General features: G+C 39.5%; 15 protein-coding genes. 10 read left to right on the top strand and 5 right to left on the bottom strand.

Translation table 11 applies throughout. From position 1 onward, the window contains the following. Positions 1 to 76 precede the first annotated feature (76 nt). On the bottom strand, positions 77 to 754 hold the full coding sequence (locus COR50_RS05305; protein ID WP_098196102.1) for a type 1 glutamine amidotransferase domain-containing protein: 678 nt from the start codon (positions 752 to 754) through the stop codon (positions 77 to 79). A 225-nt stretch (positions 755 to 979) separates the two neighbouring features. Here COR50_RS05305 and COR50_RS05300 point away from each other — a divergent pair, with 225 nt between their 5' ends. The 8 genes from COR50_RS05300 to corA all read left to right on the top strand — a co-directional run bounded on the left by COR50_RS05300 (position 980) and on the right by corA (position 7351). Further along, on the top strand, positions 980 to 1867 hold the full coding sequence (locus COR50_RS05300; RefSeq protein WP_098193034.1) for a LysR family transcriptional regulator: 888 nt from the start codon (positions 980 to 982) through the stop codon (positions 1865 to 1867). 53 nt (positions 1868 to 1920) lie between these two features. After that, complete coding sequence (locus COR50_RS05295) at positions 1921 to 2418, top strand: GNAT family N-acetyltransferase (RefSeq protein WP_098193033.1); 498 nt, start codon at positions 1921 to 1923, stop codon at positions 2416 to 2418. Positions 2419 to 2473: 55 nt separating this feature from the next. Continuing rightward, positions 2474 to 2974, top strand: a complete 501-nt coding sequence (locus COR50_RS05290) for an SRPBCC family protein (protein WP_098193032.1) — start codon at positions 2474 to 2476, stop codon at positions 2972 to 2974. A gap of 59 nt (positions 2975 to 3033) precedes the next feature. Beyond that, positions 3034 to 3408 (top strand): septal ring lytic transglycosylase RlpA family protein, encoded by a 375-nt coding sequence (locus COR50_RS05285; RefSeq protein ID WP_098193031.1) that lies wholly within the window; start codon positions 3034 to 3036, stop codon positions 3406 to 3408. 173 nt (positions 3409 to 3581) lie between these two features. Further along, positions 3582 to 4352 (top strand): hypothetical protein, encoded by a 771-nt coding sequence (locus COR50_RS05280; RefSeq protein WP_098193030.1) that lies wholly within the window; start codon positions 3582 to 3584, stop codon positions 4350 to 4352. Between the two features lie 16 nt (positions 4353 to 4368). Beyond that, entirely contained in the window at positions 4369 to 4758 is a 390-nt protein-coding gene (locus tag COR50_RS05275; protein WP_098193029.1) for a VOC family protein, read from the top strand. Between the two features lie 118 nt (positions 4759 to 4876). Continuing rightward, complete coding sequence (locus COR50_RS05270; RefSeq protein ID WP_098193028.1) at positions 4877 to 6133, top strand: DUF3472 domain-containing protein; 1257 nt, start codon at positions 4877 to 4879, stop codon at positions 6131 to 6133. Between the two features lie 111 nt (positions 6134 to 6244). Continuing rightward, the gene (corA, locus tag COR50_RS05265; protein WP_098193027.1) at positions 6245 to 7351 is read left to right on the top strand and encodes a magnesium/cobalt transporter CorA; all 1107 of its coding nucleotides are present in this window, start codon (positions 6245 to 6247) and stop codon (positions 7349 to 7351) included. Here corA and COR50_RS05260 read toward each other — a convergent pair. The 3 genes from COR50_RS05260 to COR50_RS05245 all read right to left on the bottom strand — a co-directional run bounded on the left by COR50_RS05260 (position 7320) and on the right by COR50_RS05245 (position 11234). Continuing rightward, complete coding sequence (locus tag COR50_RS05260; protein ID WP_098193026.1) at positions 7320 to 8009, bottom strand: hypothetical protein; 690 nt, start codon at positions 8007 to 8009, stop codon at positions 7320 to 7322. The two genes, corA and COR50_RS05260, sit on opposite strands and share 32 nt — an antisense overlap. A gap of 466 nt (positions 8010 to 8475) precedes the next feature. Next, the gene (locus tag COR50_RS05250) at positions 8476 to 8979 is read right to left on the bottom strand and encodes a DUF2480 family protein (RefSeq protein WP_098193024.1); all 504 of its coding nucleotides are present in this window, start codon (positions 8977 to 8979) and stop codon (positions 8476 to 8478) included. 173 nt (positions 8980 to 9152) lie between these two features. Further along, on the bottom strand, positions 9153 to 11234 hold the full coding sequence (locus tag COR50_RS05245; protein WP_098193023.1) for a peptidylprolyl isomerase: 2082 nt from the start codon (positions 11232 to 11234) through the stop codon (positions 9153 to 9155). A gap of 758 nt (positions 11235 to 11992) precedes the next feature. Between COR50_RS05245 and nadA the strand changes: the two genes are divergently transcribed. Continuing rightward, on the top strand, positions 11993 to 13000 hold the full coding sequence (gene nadA / locus COR50_RS05235; protein ID WP_098193021.1) for a quinolinate synthase NadA: 1008 nt from the start codon (positions 11993 to 11995) through the stop codon (positions 12998 to 13000). A gap of 911 nt (positions 13001 to 13911) precedes the next feature. Here nadA and COR50_RS05230 read toward each other — a convergent pair. After that, complete coding sequence (locus COR50_RS05230) at positions 13912 to 14160, bottom strand: FeoA family protein (RefSeq protein ID WP_098193020.1); 249 nt, start codon at positions 14158 to 14160, stop codon at positions 13912 to 13914. Between the two features lie 158 nt (positions 14161 to 14318). On the opposite strand from COR50_RS05230, the gene ybeY reads away from it, so the two are divergent. Beyond that, complete coding sequence (ybeY, locus tag COR50_RS05225) at positions 14319 to 14741, top strand: rRNA maturation RNase YbeY (protein ID WP_098193019.1); 423 nt, start codon at positions 14319 to 14321, stop codon at positions 14739 to 14741. Positions 14742 to 14831: the final 90 nt, after the last annotated feature.

Raw genomic sequence — 14831 nt, 5'->3', positions numbered from 1 at the left:
AACTACAAATTCAATATAAATGGTTTCATTTTAATGAAAAAATAGTTAGGAATACTACCTATTAAATCAATATTGATTATTTCGCATCCAAAGCTTTCACTATTGCCTTGGCTAAGCTCGTTGCCGAAGCCGGGTTCTGACCGGTAATTAAACGGCCGTCAACCTCTATATGATCGGTCCACATAGGGGCATCCACATGCCTTGCTCCCCTTTCTTCCAGCTTGTCGGCTAATAGAAATGGTACAACCTTACCAAGGCCCCTTTTCTCTTCCTCTTCATTGGTGAAACCTGCTACAGTTTTACCTTTTAGGAGATATTCGCCATCTTTAAGCTTTATATTGACCAAGCCGGCCGGTCCGTGGCAAACAGCGGCCACAATACCTCCCTTTTCGTAAATGTTAGCTGCTATGGTGGCTATTTGCGGCACATTAGGCAAGTCCCACATCGCGCCATGTCCACCTACATATAATATTACATCATAATCCTTAGGGTCTACCTGCCCGGGTGTCAAAGTATGCGTTAATTTCTCCTGCACTTTAGCATCATTCATAAATGCTTGGTTCACCGGGTCCGTAGTATCTTTTCCGTCAACCGGGGGCATTCCGCCCTTCGGACTCATGAAATCCATTTCATATCCTGCTTCTTTAAAAACGTGCCAGGGATGCGAAGCTTCGGAAAGCCAATACCCCGTTTTTTCATCCGTATTACCCAGTTGATCGTGGCTGGTTAATACAAATAATACTTTCTTTTTCATATCAATTTTTTTTGATTGAGTTCTTTGATTACCACAACTTGAAATGCTGATCAATGCAGCACTTACAAGAAATACAAATAAAATGTCTTTTAGTTGAGTCACTCTTTTCATGATCATGATCGATGAATTTTAAACTTTATTAGCTTTGCAAAAATCAGGTTATTTCTATTATAAATTAAATAATAAGATTTATACCATATTATAAATATTTTTATAGATCAATCTATGGTTAATCTTGAGTGGTACCGCACTTTTAAAGCAATTTATACAGCCGGAACGCTAACAGGCGCCGCCAAAGAGCTGCTGATCTCGCAACCGAATGTAAGTCAGCATTTGGCTGCGCTCGAAAACTATACCGGGAAACCGCTGTTCGAACGTACCGCGAGAAAAATGATTCCGACACCGCTGGGAAAGGAGTTATACACGAGGCTGGTAGCGCCGTTACAGCAACTTGAGGCTATAGAAGACAGCTTCCAAAAAAATGCTTTGAAATTAGATCCGACGATATCAATCGGGACTGCCCGCGAATTTTTTCACGCCAATATCGCGCCGCGGATCGCTAAAGCAACTTATAAATTTCACTTCGATTTCGATATTACAGCAACGCTGCTACAAAAATTGCAAAAGGGGCAAATCGATTTCGTGATCGCTAACCAGAAGAAAGAATTGGCAGGCATCCAATTCGATGAAATATTTACAGAGCATTTGATCCTGGTGGGTAGCCCCAAGCTAAATATAAAACCGTTCAAAAAATTAATTGCCGCAGCAGAACCCGCAAAAGTGGCCCTGTGGCTCGAAATGCAAAAATGGCTAGCCTATAGCAGCGACCTAGCATTGATACGAAGATTTTGGCTCGTGAATTTTCAAAGTAGGCCGCAAGTGCATCCAAACTTCATCATCCCGGATTTAGATTCGATTGCCAAAACGATTGTTTCCACGAAATCTTTGAGTGTTTTACCCGGTTACCTGGTAAAAAATGCCCTGAAAGACAAGCAGTTAATTAAAATTTGGCCGGGATATAGTCCCGTAACCAATACTATTTACTTAGCTTACAATCGTTCAATGGTTACTTCTGAGCAAAAAGAAGCCATTTTTGCATTACTCAGAAAATAAATTTGAAATCAGCCCGGAATTAAGGAAATTGACAAACCTAATTTAAATTTACCATGCTACATTTATTGCCGGCTCACCTCCGTGAAATACCAGTTATTCAATACATTGCGAAAGAAACCTGGCCGTTAACATTCGGAAAAATCTTATCTCCCCAACAAATTGAATACATGCTGGATATGATGTACAGCACCGATGCCATCACCCGCCAAATGACGGAACTGAATCACAAATATATCATAGCTTATAGCGATGAACTTCCCGCAGGGTACGCCTCTTATGAATTGAATTACAAAAATGAACCCATTGTAAAGCTTCATAAAATATATGTATTGCCTACTATGCAAGGAAAAAGCATCGGCAAGGCATTAATGGATGAAGTTTGCAAAATTGGCAAGGTATCTGCACAACAATTTATATCCTTAAATGTAAATAGGGATAATAACGCGATTCAATTCTACGAACGCGTTGGTTTTATTAAGGTAGGTGAAGAAGATATCGATATCGGGAATGGCTTTTTTATGAATGATGCCATTATGCAAAGAAAACTGTAATTGTTTTTGATTTCACCTGTTGCCTGCTAATTTATCATCTCAAAAATAAAATACCATGCAACATTACGACTGGAGCCAGTTTACAAAACGTATTGACATTAACGCCAGCTTGAAAGATATTTTCAATGCCTGGTCAACGCAAGCCGGGTTGGAGAAATGGTTCCTGAGGACTGCTTCTTTCTTAACCGAAGAAGGTAAAAAGCGCGGCAAGTCAGATCATGTCCAACAAGGAGACCAATACAAATGGCTATGGTACGGCTATTCAGATGATACCGCGGAAAATGGAAAAGTGTTGGATACCAACCAGGTTGATACCATCCAATTTTCATTTGCCGGTGATTGTATCGTTACCGTGACCATTAAAAAAGAAGGCGGAACCCATATCGTCGAATTGACCCAATCAGAAATTCCTACTACCGACGAAGCCAAAGCAAAATACCACCTGGACTGTATGGCGGGCTGGACTTTCTACCTGGCTAACCTCAAATCAATTTTAGAGTCAGGGCCGGATCTCCGGAATAAAAATGAAAGTTTAAAAGGTATGTTGAACTCTTAAAACGACAAATATATTATATTTGTTATTCATATAACTGTGTCGACTATATAATGAATAGTATGATAAGAAATGTAACGGGAATCTTATGCCTGTTTATTTACTTTACTACTGTTGCTTGCAGCAGTAGTAAAGTAATTGAAAAAGGAAAAGCATCTTACTATGCTGACAAATTCGAAGGACGTAAAACCGCCAGCGGCGCGACTTTTAAGCAAAGAAAATTAACTGCCGCCCATAAAACGCTTCCATTCGGAACAGTTGTAAAAGTGAAAAACCTGGATAATGGGAAAACGGTAAAAGTAACGATCAATGACCGTGGCCCATTCGTTGCGGGAAGAATCGTGGATCTGAGTAAAAAAGCAGCCAAGAAACTTGGAATGGTGCGCTCCGGGGTCGCTAAAGTCCAGATTAAGTATAAAAAACCTAGAAAACGGTAAAATTTTAGCCCTTTTTATTAAGATTTTCGATAATACAGGGTGAATGCTTGCTTCTGAAAAAAAATGCTACTAATTTTATAGACACTACAAACTTGGGGTTCTCCCATTCTCCGCCTTTTACGGTAATGTTTTGTAGCTATTTAGATATCTGAATTTTTTTATAATTAGTTTATATGTCGAACGATCAACATGTAGATGTAGTGGTGCACTTTATAGACATAGATTCCGGGGAAACTTTTGCTTCCTCCAATGTTCCTATTTCCCAATTACCTGAATCTTTTGAAAAACAAACCACACTCAATATCGGTGAAGATGAATGGCAGGTGATCGATGCAAACCCGCTGTTGGCAAGTGTTTTTAAAGAAACCCAACAACTGACCCTCAAATTGAAGAAGATCGAAAAATTAGACCCCAGGGATACGCTATATAGCATTCCCACCATTTCAAGCGAGTTACCGAACCTCGCGGAAAAGGCGCCTTTCCCCGATTTCACGCTTTATCTTCATGAAGATGAATGGCGGCAAAAGGAATTTATTCATCCGAAAAAATTGGTAATTGCCGGCGAAGAAGTAGATGAGATCAAGGAAATTTGGATGAATGAAAGCAAGGAGATCGACGAGGATCACCGGGCTTTTAAAAGGATCCATGTTAGGAAATTAATTGGCACTCCTAATTTATATATACCCTTATTCGAACTGGCCAAGCTACTCAACGCGGGGGAGCCTGGTAGCGTTGCCTTTCAAGGTATCGAAGGTTTCGTTGAAAACGGTTTCGCTTTGGAAACGGGTAATAGTAAATATTACGGTTTGGTTGAAAATGGCGTCGTAAAACTATTAGGTGTTGTTGAAGAAGGTAAGGCGACCATGCGGGAAGTGGGTTTAATTCTAAAAGTGTTTCCCGCTTCCTTCGTCAACTGGAGCCAATGCCTCATAGTCCCCGCTTAATCCAAAATTTCTTTCTATGAACACTTCCCTAGGCAGAATCGTAATCCTTGTAAACGATTATGAACAAGCATACCAGTTTTATGTAAACAAACTTGGAGCTAAGGTGCTTTACGATGAGGCTCTTCCCGGGGGAGAAAGATACTTACATGTAGGGTTCGGGAACAGTCAATGCGCCTTCTGGCTCCTCGCGGCCGCCGGGGAAGAGCAATTGAAATTAGTGGGAAAACAAACCGGTGGTCAACCTCTCGCTGTTTTATATACCGATGACTTCGATGGCTTTTACAAAAATTTATTACATCAAAATATCACGATAAATCAAGCCCCCGCCACAGCTCCGGGTAGTAAGTTCTTGCATTTTGCAGACCTTTATGGAAATGATTTCGTACTCGTACAGTTAATCCCCTAATACCTATCTTATATTTCTGCCATATTTATACTCTCAGTTGAATGTAAAATTTTACCGAAGCGGTTGCAAACCATAATGGGAAGGTATTTATTTGTAAGTGTACATTAAACACGTAATTATGAAAAAGCAATTCCTTGGGTTGCTGTTGCTACTCTGTAGTGCTTATGCTACCTCTTTAGCGCAATCTACTCCTGCCATTCTTCCCGGCTTCACAGCGTACGCGGCTCCCGCGGAGGAAGGTGTTAATATTTCTCAAAGACGGGGTGTCGTTAAATGGAATGATGCCAATACTACGGTTCACTTTTATTGCCATATTAGTAATCCCGGCTCATTAAAAGTCATCCTAAATGCCAAAGCAGATGCTGCCGCCACTGTAAACATCGCGGTAAACGGTGAAAATAAAAACGTTGAGGTACCCGTGGGTAGCGAGTTTTCAGATAGGGAAGTTCTTAAAACAAAGATTAAAAAAGCGGGATTTTATGATATCGCCGTTAGCGGTGTAAAAAAATCTGGAGATGTTTTCGCTGATATTAACAGCATTAAACTGGAAGGTTCCGCAACAAAAAATATTCAATTCAACCCTAAGCCCTGGCGCCGCTCTGCTTCTGTTCACTTAAATTACACCCCGCCAGCAGGTAAAGAAGTTGAATGGTTCTACGGTGAAATTAAAGTGCCCGAAGGTGAAGATAAAGTCGGTACGTATTTTATGAGTTGTGGCTTCCACCGCGGCTATTTCGGCATGCAGGTTAATTCCCCTACAGAAAGGAGGATCATATTTTCCGTTTGGGACGCGGGTGGTGAACCTGAAACCCGGGATAACGTGAAATACGAAGACCAAGTTCGCTTACTAGCTAAGGGCGACAGCGTTGTTGCCAGCGGTTTCGGTGGTGAAGGCACCGGTGGCCATAGCCACTGGCTATATAATTGGAAAGCCGGTAATACTTACAAGTTCTTAATGCATAGTGTTCCTGAAGGATCGCATACCACTTATACGGCATACTTCTTCGTTCCGGAACATAATGAATGGAAGTTGATTGCCAGTTTCCGCGCTCCGAAAGATGGTAAATATATGGGCCATTTATATTCTTTCCTCGAAAATTTCTCGTTTGAAAACGGGAACCTTCACCGTAAAGGATTCTTCGGAAACCATTGGATCAAAACACCACAAGGAGAATGGTATCCCCTGAATACCGCAAAATTTACGAACGACGCAACCGCGAGAGCGAATGACCGCCTCGATTATGGTGGTGGCGCCGATGGTGCATGGTTCTATCTTTGGACATCAGGATTTATCCCTGCCAATGCCCAACGAGGCGATATGTTTGAACATACACCTAATACAACTCCGCCGGTAATCAACCTGCCTAAATTTTAAGATATTAAAACCAACTCATCTAAAAACTATAGCCTCGGCAATATGCCGGGGCTTTTTCATGTCCCTTCCAATTTATTTCGTAGTTTGCTAGTAAAGAAATGGATAATACATATGGATAAGAAAAAGCCCTTGATTAACATTCCTTTCGTCGATATGTTTGCTGCCTTCCGACCTAAGAAGCAGCGCATCATGAACTACAACCCAACTATCAACCCCGCTACGAGGGAGGATGCAGCAGAAGTTAAAATAACAGTATTTGATTACGACGTACATTCATTAGCGGAAAAATTTTATACCGAGGCCAGCGATTGTTTTCAACATTCCGGGGGAAATACTATTAAATGGATAAATGTTGATGGTATCAATAAGCAAAATGTTTCCGATTTATCGAAACATTTCGGAATACACCCACTTTTAACGGAAGATATTCTGAGTGTAGGGCAACGCGCCAAAATGGATGAAATTGACAATACATTATTCTGTTTACTGCCCATGCTCTATTTCAATCCCCAACACAGTATAGTAGAACAGGAACAGGTTAGCATGGTCCTGGGGAAAAATTTCGTTATTTCCTTCCAGGAAGATCCCAAAAGGGATGTCTTCGATATGATCCGCAACCGGTTGCGAATCTCTAATTCAAAATTAAGGTTAGCGCCCGCTGATTACTTGCTATATTCCCTGTTAGATGTTATCGTGGATCACTATTTTCTCGTGCTAGATAAATTAGGGGAACGGATAGAAATGATGGAGGATATCATCCCCCGCCGGCCCGATAACAGGACGCTTGCACATATCAATCACCTGCGGAAACAAACCTTGTTTTTAAAAAGGGCGATTGCTCCCGTTCGTGAAGTTGTAAATGGAATTATAAAATCGGATAATGATCTTTTGCAGGAGAACACCGAGAAATACTTTAAAGACGTCTACGATCATATCATACAGGCCAATGACCTTGCCGACAACTACCGGGATATGGTGGTAAACCTCCAAGAGCTATACCATACGCAAACAAATCTCAAGATGAATGAAGTCATGAAGTTGTTGGCCGTTGTTACAACTTTAATGGCGCCTTTAACCTTGATTGCCGGTATTTACGGAATGAATTTCAATAATATGCCGGAATTAAAAGCCCAGAATGGATATTTTTATACCCTGGGCGCCATGTTTATAATCTTGCTGGGAATGATTATTTTTTTCCGGAAGCGGAAATGGTTTTAGATAAAGTGTCTTTCGGCGCTTTTGCTTCTAAAGATTTGTTGGTGGACCAATTCAATAATTCCCCTGATGCTAAATTGTATTTCCAAACCATCGGGAAATATCTTCCCTCATCATCACTCATCGCCCCTACTATGATAATAGAATAATTATCTATCCAAGTCGCTTCTTTCAAAATAATGCTCGGCCCAACAAATAAAATGCGCTTCCTGACCTTGGACGCGATATCAACTATGGCAACTTCCGAATCCGGTTCCCCTCCTTCCAACTGAAATTTGCCCCTACTATCTTTTTCCAGGATGGTACCATAACTGATCATATCAATTGCCATTTTCTTATCGGGGCTATAAATAAAATACGGCGAAAATTGCTTAAACCGATCTTCTGTCATCATGGTAGTAAAAGCATTAATCGTATCCATAGCAAAAGCGTCTAAACTATCCACGTCAAACGGCTCCGCAAAAGCGGTGTCCATCCAACCTTTCCAGTTTACAACACGGTTATCTAACCAATAGTCAATAGAATCTTGACTTGCTGAAACTTCTGCTTGCTCCTTTTTAATTTTCTTCTCTTGCTTATCATTACAACCCGAGCACGCTTGTAATCCATAAGCTATTAACATTGTTACAATAACAACACCTATCCAGTCTTTTTTCTGCATAATGCTTATTTAAATATTGGCAGGTGATAGGAATAAATATAATCTTGTTCCAACCTAGGAACAACAATTTTATATCATTGTTGTCCGATTAAAATTGATTCAAGCTTTGCTGTATTCCTTGCCAGTTATGGAATACCGGCTAAGGATGATATGTTCTACATACAGGGTAGCTCCCGCAAGAAAACAAGAATGCTCCGCACTGTTGATAGCGAACGAAAGCCTGGTGATACAAGTAGCACAAAAACTCCATCGTGCGATCAAATTGGCGGCCGTAAAGGCCAATTTGTGCTCTTTTCTTGTACTATTTTGGGCAAGCAAAAAAGAACAAGAAACGGGCAGATGGGCATTGAGTCGAGCCTTTAACGGAGATCGTTGTTCTTCCACATTGAAAATTTAGTCGGACAACAATGATTTTATATCATAAATTTTCTTTCAATTTGTTTGACTTCCGAAGGAAAAAGTATCCTTATTTCTTTTTATATACCGGAACTGTTGAACAAGGCTCCCCGTACATGATACTTTTTACTACGGGTCTCAATAACCTGGTGATTTCTACATACGCCGCTTCAGGGATAGATTTATCAGCACATCCTTTAATTACAATACGTTTATCAATATATTCATTAATATCGATCGATCTTATATTTTCCAGGTACGCCGTTTGCAATACGGATTCTTCATTTCCAAACATAGCAAAATTTGCTACAGGCTCTAAATAGGTCATTACTAACATATATGCCCAAACGGGAATAATGGCATCGGCGGAACATATAATTGCAACGTTTTTGTCGCGGTATTGTTCCCAGTCTACCTGTTGCAATGCCGTCCTAAAATCTTTCTCCTTCAGGATTAATTCCATGAAAAGGAAATCCTTTAGATCAAAAACTGCCGGCGCTTGCTTGGGATAAAATTGTTCCAGGTCCAAGGTAATCAGTCCGCTTTGTGCTACTTTATTTACAATTTCGTCCATGGTGATTAATTATTCTTACAAATTTACGAAATATTCAGGGACGCCTTTCCCGATAGCTGTTCCATACACCTCCCGGCCAGATCTTTTAACATTTTATAAAAGAGCCTGCTTAAAAAGAAAAACCCTGATCAAGATGATCAGGGTTTTATATATAAAATATAGTTTTATTGCTATTAGAAGAATTTCGCACGGTTATCTTCAACATCCGCTTTCTTACGGAATACTTCCGACAATTGATTCATCCAGAAGTTGCTTAAAGATTGTTCGTAAATCTTACGTTGATTTTCGTATTCTGGTTTTGGTTGCTCGCTACCTACATATTCATCAACCTTGATTACGAATACGCCGGTGTTACCTTCAATGGCAGCGCTTACTTTACCAACACCCCAGTTTTTATTGAACGCGGCGCCGGCAATACGTGGTTCATAACCAATAGAAGCAATAGACGGCATTGTAAAGGTTACCCCTTCTGTTTTTTGAATTGGCTGTGAAGTCGCTTCCGCGGCAGCTTCAATAGTAGCAGGATTTTTTAACTTGCTGATGATCTGGTCTGCCTTTTTAATTTTCCTAACTTCCGCTTCAACCCTAGGACGTACTTCATTCAAGCTTAAGGTACCTTTATCGGTTACATTTGTTAATACAGCTACTACATTTTTGTAATCAACTGTAAATACGCCGCTAACATCACCGATATTGGCGCTGTAAGCCCAACGTACAAGGTCACGCGCAGATCCTACACCAGGGATTACGAAATCCATTGGGCGGATGTCTTCAGAAATTCCTTTATTGAGACCTTCCTCACGGATAGTATTATCAAAAGTTTTACGATCCCTGTTTTTACTTGCAAAGTCGCTTGCTTTAGCATATGCCGCCCTTGAAGTTTCTTGACTTGGTTCAACTTTTTTAGACAGGTAAGCCACTTTTAATGCAGTTCCGAAATTCTTTTGTTCCATTATCTGCATTAACAAGTAACCAAAATTAGTTTTGATAACTTTTAATTCGTTTTTCTTTCCATTCAATGCAAAATCCTTTCCTTCTTCAAAGAAATTACCTGCGGGAGTAACTGTGAACTTTCCTCCGTTTTGAGCGGTAGAATTATCTTCAGAGAACTCGCTGGCCAAGGCCGCAAAGTCACCGCCATTTTTAATTACGGTGCTTATGCTATCAATTCTGGCTTTTACTGCCGAATCAATAGCGGGTTGGCTACTCATAGCAATATACCTTACTTCAACGGTATCCGGCAATGTTTTGCGATCCACCATTTTAGCATATGTTATTAAACCGCCATCAAAGTAAGGACCGTATGTTTGCCCGATACTCAATGCTTTGATAGAATCAATTTCGGGAACACGGATAATGCTCAAAGGAACATAAGCATCAAAATATTTATTATCAGAGTTAGCATTGATAAAAGTAGGGATATCATCATTAGATAAACTGTCCATGGCTGATTTCAAGTTAGCTAACGATTCTAATACCGCGGTAGTATCTTTCGCGGAAGGAATCGCATCGAAAGAAATAAATTCTACCCTGCGGCTCTCTTCAGCTGGGAATAAATCTTTATGTTTCTGAATATAATCATTCAACTCGGCATCAGTCAATTTAATGGTGCTATCTGCTATAGAAGCATATGGAACTTGTATATAAGATATATTAGCAGCTTTCTCACCATCTTTAACTTGCAATTCCTGCATCCATTTAGGATAATTGATAGCTTTAGTAACCAACGCCAAATACTTAGTAGTATACTGTTGTTGTTTAATACCTTGCTCCAAATTCAAGAAATCTTGGCTGTACTGGCCCGATTGAATTGCTTGGATCATCATCTCGCGGTTGAACACACCGGTTTTAGGATCGGTAAACATCTGAACGATCTGCGGGTTAGGATTGTTTCCTAAAAACTGATCGGTTACCTCTTCATCGGTGACAACGATACCCAACTTTTCATACTCTTCAGATAAGATCTGCTGGTTGATGAACTGTTGCCATACTTGCTCACGAATGCTTTGGCGCATAGACTCATCCATGTCCAACTGGTATTGAGCCGCTTGATTCCTTTCGGCTATGTCGATCATATTATTGTACTGGGCAATATCTAACTCTTTACCATTCACTTCACCAACGGAAGTACTAGAGCCCATTAAGGAACCTTTTCCGAAGAAAGCGTCTTGTAATAAGAAACCTACAATCGCCAAGCAAATAACTACCACGGTCATCGTAGCATACTTGTCCCTGATTTTCTGAATAAGTGACATATATTATATAGTCTAAATTTTAAAGGAAAGCAAAAATAAAATAAAATTACTGTAAAGCAAAATAGCTTTTAAATGTTGTAAATCCAATGCAGTAAAGGATTTAAGCATATGAGCCTTTCATGAGGTCGGGAGTTCTTTCACATCTTATTCACATGTTGACATTTCAAGAGGGTTATAAAATTAGGTTTATTTTTGTTGCTGTTTGCCTTACGAGTAGTGTATTTCCATGAATATCATTGCTCCCTGGCTTATCCACAAAATATAAATTGTTGATCAATAATCCACAGTATTTTGTGGAAAATTGATAAATATTTTATTAAAATAAGCGGTTTTAAGGCTAAAAGGAGCTTTTTGGATTTCGATGTTAATTTTTCCACAAAAGCTGTTGGTAACCCCCTGGGTAAGTCAAAAAACGGTGGGAAAATCACCCTTCCCAGGCAGGTAAAAAATAATTTGTTATTCTCCCCAGGATTTGCCTGGTATTTGGGGCTGAATAATTGTCCAACGAAACTCACACTTTTACCTGGCTTAACCAGGTTAACACTTTTCCACCTGGAGAGAAATACACAGCTGTGAATAAGCCTGGAACTTTCCAATAGCAGCCTGGAAACAGCCTGTTAATTTGATGTGGATAGCTGTCGAAAATATAATAACAAGTACCTTTGTACCGGTGTTTGATTTTTCACTATCCACAAACTCACACCCCTAATAGTAATGGGTCTTTATTTTTTTTAAAAATTAAAAAAGAAATTATAGTTATGATTACGGCTTTTAAGGAGGCAGAAAAAAATTTGCAAAAAAATGGTTTTCTAGATATACCCGTTGATGTGCGCCTGGATCTTTTTGCCGAGATTGCCCGGTTGAAAAAAGAAAAGAAAGCCGTTGTGTTGGCTCACTATTACCAGGAGCCGGATATACAAGATGTTGCAGATTATATTGGCGATAGCTTGGGGCTTGCACAAGCCGCAGCTAAAACAGATGCTGACATGATCGTTTTTGCAGGTGTGCACTTCATGGCCGAAACCGCCAAAATCTTAAATCCTGGTAAAAAGGTACTGCTACCTGATTTGAAAGCGGGTTGTTCCCTGGCCGATAGCGCTCCCCCTGCCCTATTTGAAAAGTTCAAAGCCAAGTATCCTGATCATATCGTGATTTCTTATATCAACTGTTCAGCCGGTATCAAAGCGTTGAGCGATATTATCTGCACTTCATCAAATGCTGAGAAAATAATTGAAAGTGTTCCCAAAGATCAACCGATCATATTTGCCCCGGACAGGAATCTTGGTGCTTACCTACAGAAGAAAACGGGGAGGGATATGGTGTTGTGGAACGGTGCCTGCATGGTACACGAGATTTTCTCCCTGGAAAAAATATTGAACCTTAAAGCAAAACATCCGGGCGCAAAAGTAATCGCACACCCTGAATGTGAAGCGCCTATCTTGGAAGTGGCCGATTTCATCGGGTCTACCACGGGTTTACTGAAATTTAGTCATAAGGATCCGGCCCAGGAATTCATCGTTGTGACGGAAACCGGTATTTTGCACCAGATGCAAAAGGAAAACCCTAATAAAACATTTATTCCTGCTCCTCCGAATAATGCATGTGCTTGTAACGATTGTCCGCATATGAAGCTGAATACACTAGAAAAATTATACTTGTGCATGGAGTACGAACAACCGGAAATCACGATGGAAGAAAATCTTCGCTTAGCGGCTAAGAAACCAATCGATCGGATGCTCGAAATAAGCGCTGCCGCAGGATTATAATCTATTTAAAATCCCAGTTCACCCGCATGGTTCATTTCATGCGGGTTTTTTTGTGCTATTATTTTGACCCTGTGAATAACATAAAACCTGGGTAATTTCTTTATTAAATTGTATAACTTATTGATTATCAGTATTAAAAATACCTGGTTCTTTATTATCTTATGTGAATCTATAATGAATTACTGTGGATAATACCTGGGTATTATGCATATTTAAGGCTTTAAGAATGAATTATTGTGTATAATAGTGCGATATAATGTGAAATATTCAATTGTCAAGCCCTTCGTTTTTACTACTACGCTCCTTTTAAAGCCCGCGAGATTTTATTTTATTCACATGTGCTGTGGTAACCACGGGTAAAGGTTTTCAATGCAAATCTCAATGGATTCATTTTGGAAGCGCCTGAGATTTATGTGCGTAAGTATAGGTACAGGTGTGAAATTAATGTGCAATTCTTATGGCGTTGATTTTTTAATGCCTTGAGAATTAATCTATTAATTATTATTCGTGGCTACCCAATGCTGTGGATAACCATGCAATTTTGAGAGCATTTATTTTATAGTGAGCTGAGAATTAAATATATAATATGGACCCCGGGGATTTTCTTTCGAGGAGCTTTTGGGAGGCTTGCATTTTAAGGAATCTGAGAATTTTATGTGAGAGGAATAAGTATGGGTTCCGCGTTTTGGAGCGAATGTAGGAAGCCTGTTAAGCGAAGGCTCTTAGGATTCTATGATCTGGTTTAACCCGTGGTTACCACGCAATAGTTTGATATTTTGAAATGTAAGGGCCTTACTTTTACGTTTTCCGCGTTGTGTGCTGTGTGGATAAAAGAGTAAATTTTTTTATTATGCAAAAAAAAATACTGCTAGACTTAGCAGTATTTTAAATATCAAGTTAAGTAAGTTTTATTAATCTTCTAAGCCTACTAAGCCCTGAACTTCTTCAACCCAAATGAAATCGGCTTCAGTTTTCCTGAGTGACAAATTATAGCCGGCAACGGTTATTGAAATCGGATCTCCTAGTGGAGCTATTTTCTCAATTTTTACTACTTCACCGGGAACGCAGCCCATTTCCATTAATTTGATGTGAATATCATCTTTTTCGAACTCACGGATTACAGCACTTTTCCCGATACTTAGTGAAGACAATTTTACCATGTCATATGAATTAAGGAACCAGATAAATGGAACTATTCCCATATAAATGCCAACAAGCAATTACGATGCAAAAGTACCTTAGTCCGTTGAATATGCAAAAATGAATTGACTGTAAATCAGAATTTTCACCATATTTTTACAAATGTAAATACAATGTGATGGCAGTTCGATTTTCCAATCTTGATGTAAAATTGGTTTTAGAGGATAAAACCAGGTTAAAAAAGTTTATAGCGGAACTCTTTAAAAGGGAATCGCAGGGTTTGCAAGATTTGCAATATGTTTTCTGTACCGATGCTTACCTGCTCGAAATTAATCAGCAGTTTTTGGATCATGATACTTATACAGATATCATTACTTTTGAATTGTCTCCCAATCCGGATATTACGGAAGGAGAAATTTACATAAGCGTTGAAAGAGTTCAGGAAAATGCTACGGCTTTTGAGGAAAGTTTTAATAGGGAATTGCACCGTGTTATTTTTCACGGAGCGCTACATTTATGTGGATATAGAGATAAATCAGATACTGAGGAGAAATTAATGCGACAAAAAGAAGACGAATATCTAAGCTTATATTTTGCTTGAGATTATAATTTATTATTTCTGAAGAGTGTTCCACGTGGAACACTCTTTTTTATTGTGGCAATGTTTCACGTGGAACATTTACCCGGTTAT

Origin of the sequence: Chitinophaga caeni, from assembly GCF_002557795.1 — a bacterium.
In the GTDB taxonomy this organism is placed as follows: domain Bacteria; phylum Bacteroidota; class Bacteroidia; order Chitinophagales; family Chitinophagaceae; genus Chitinophaga; species Chitinophaga caeni.
The sequence above is the reverse complement of the archived record's forward strand: the minus strand, read 5'-3'. Positions and strand labels throughout refer to the sequence as shown.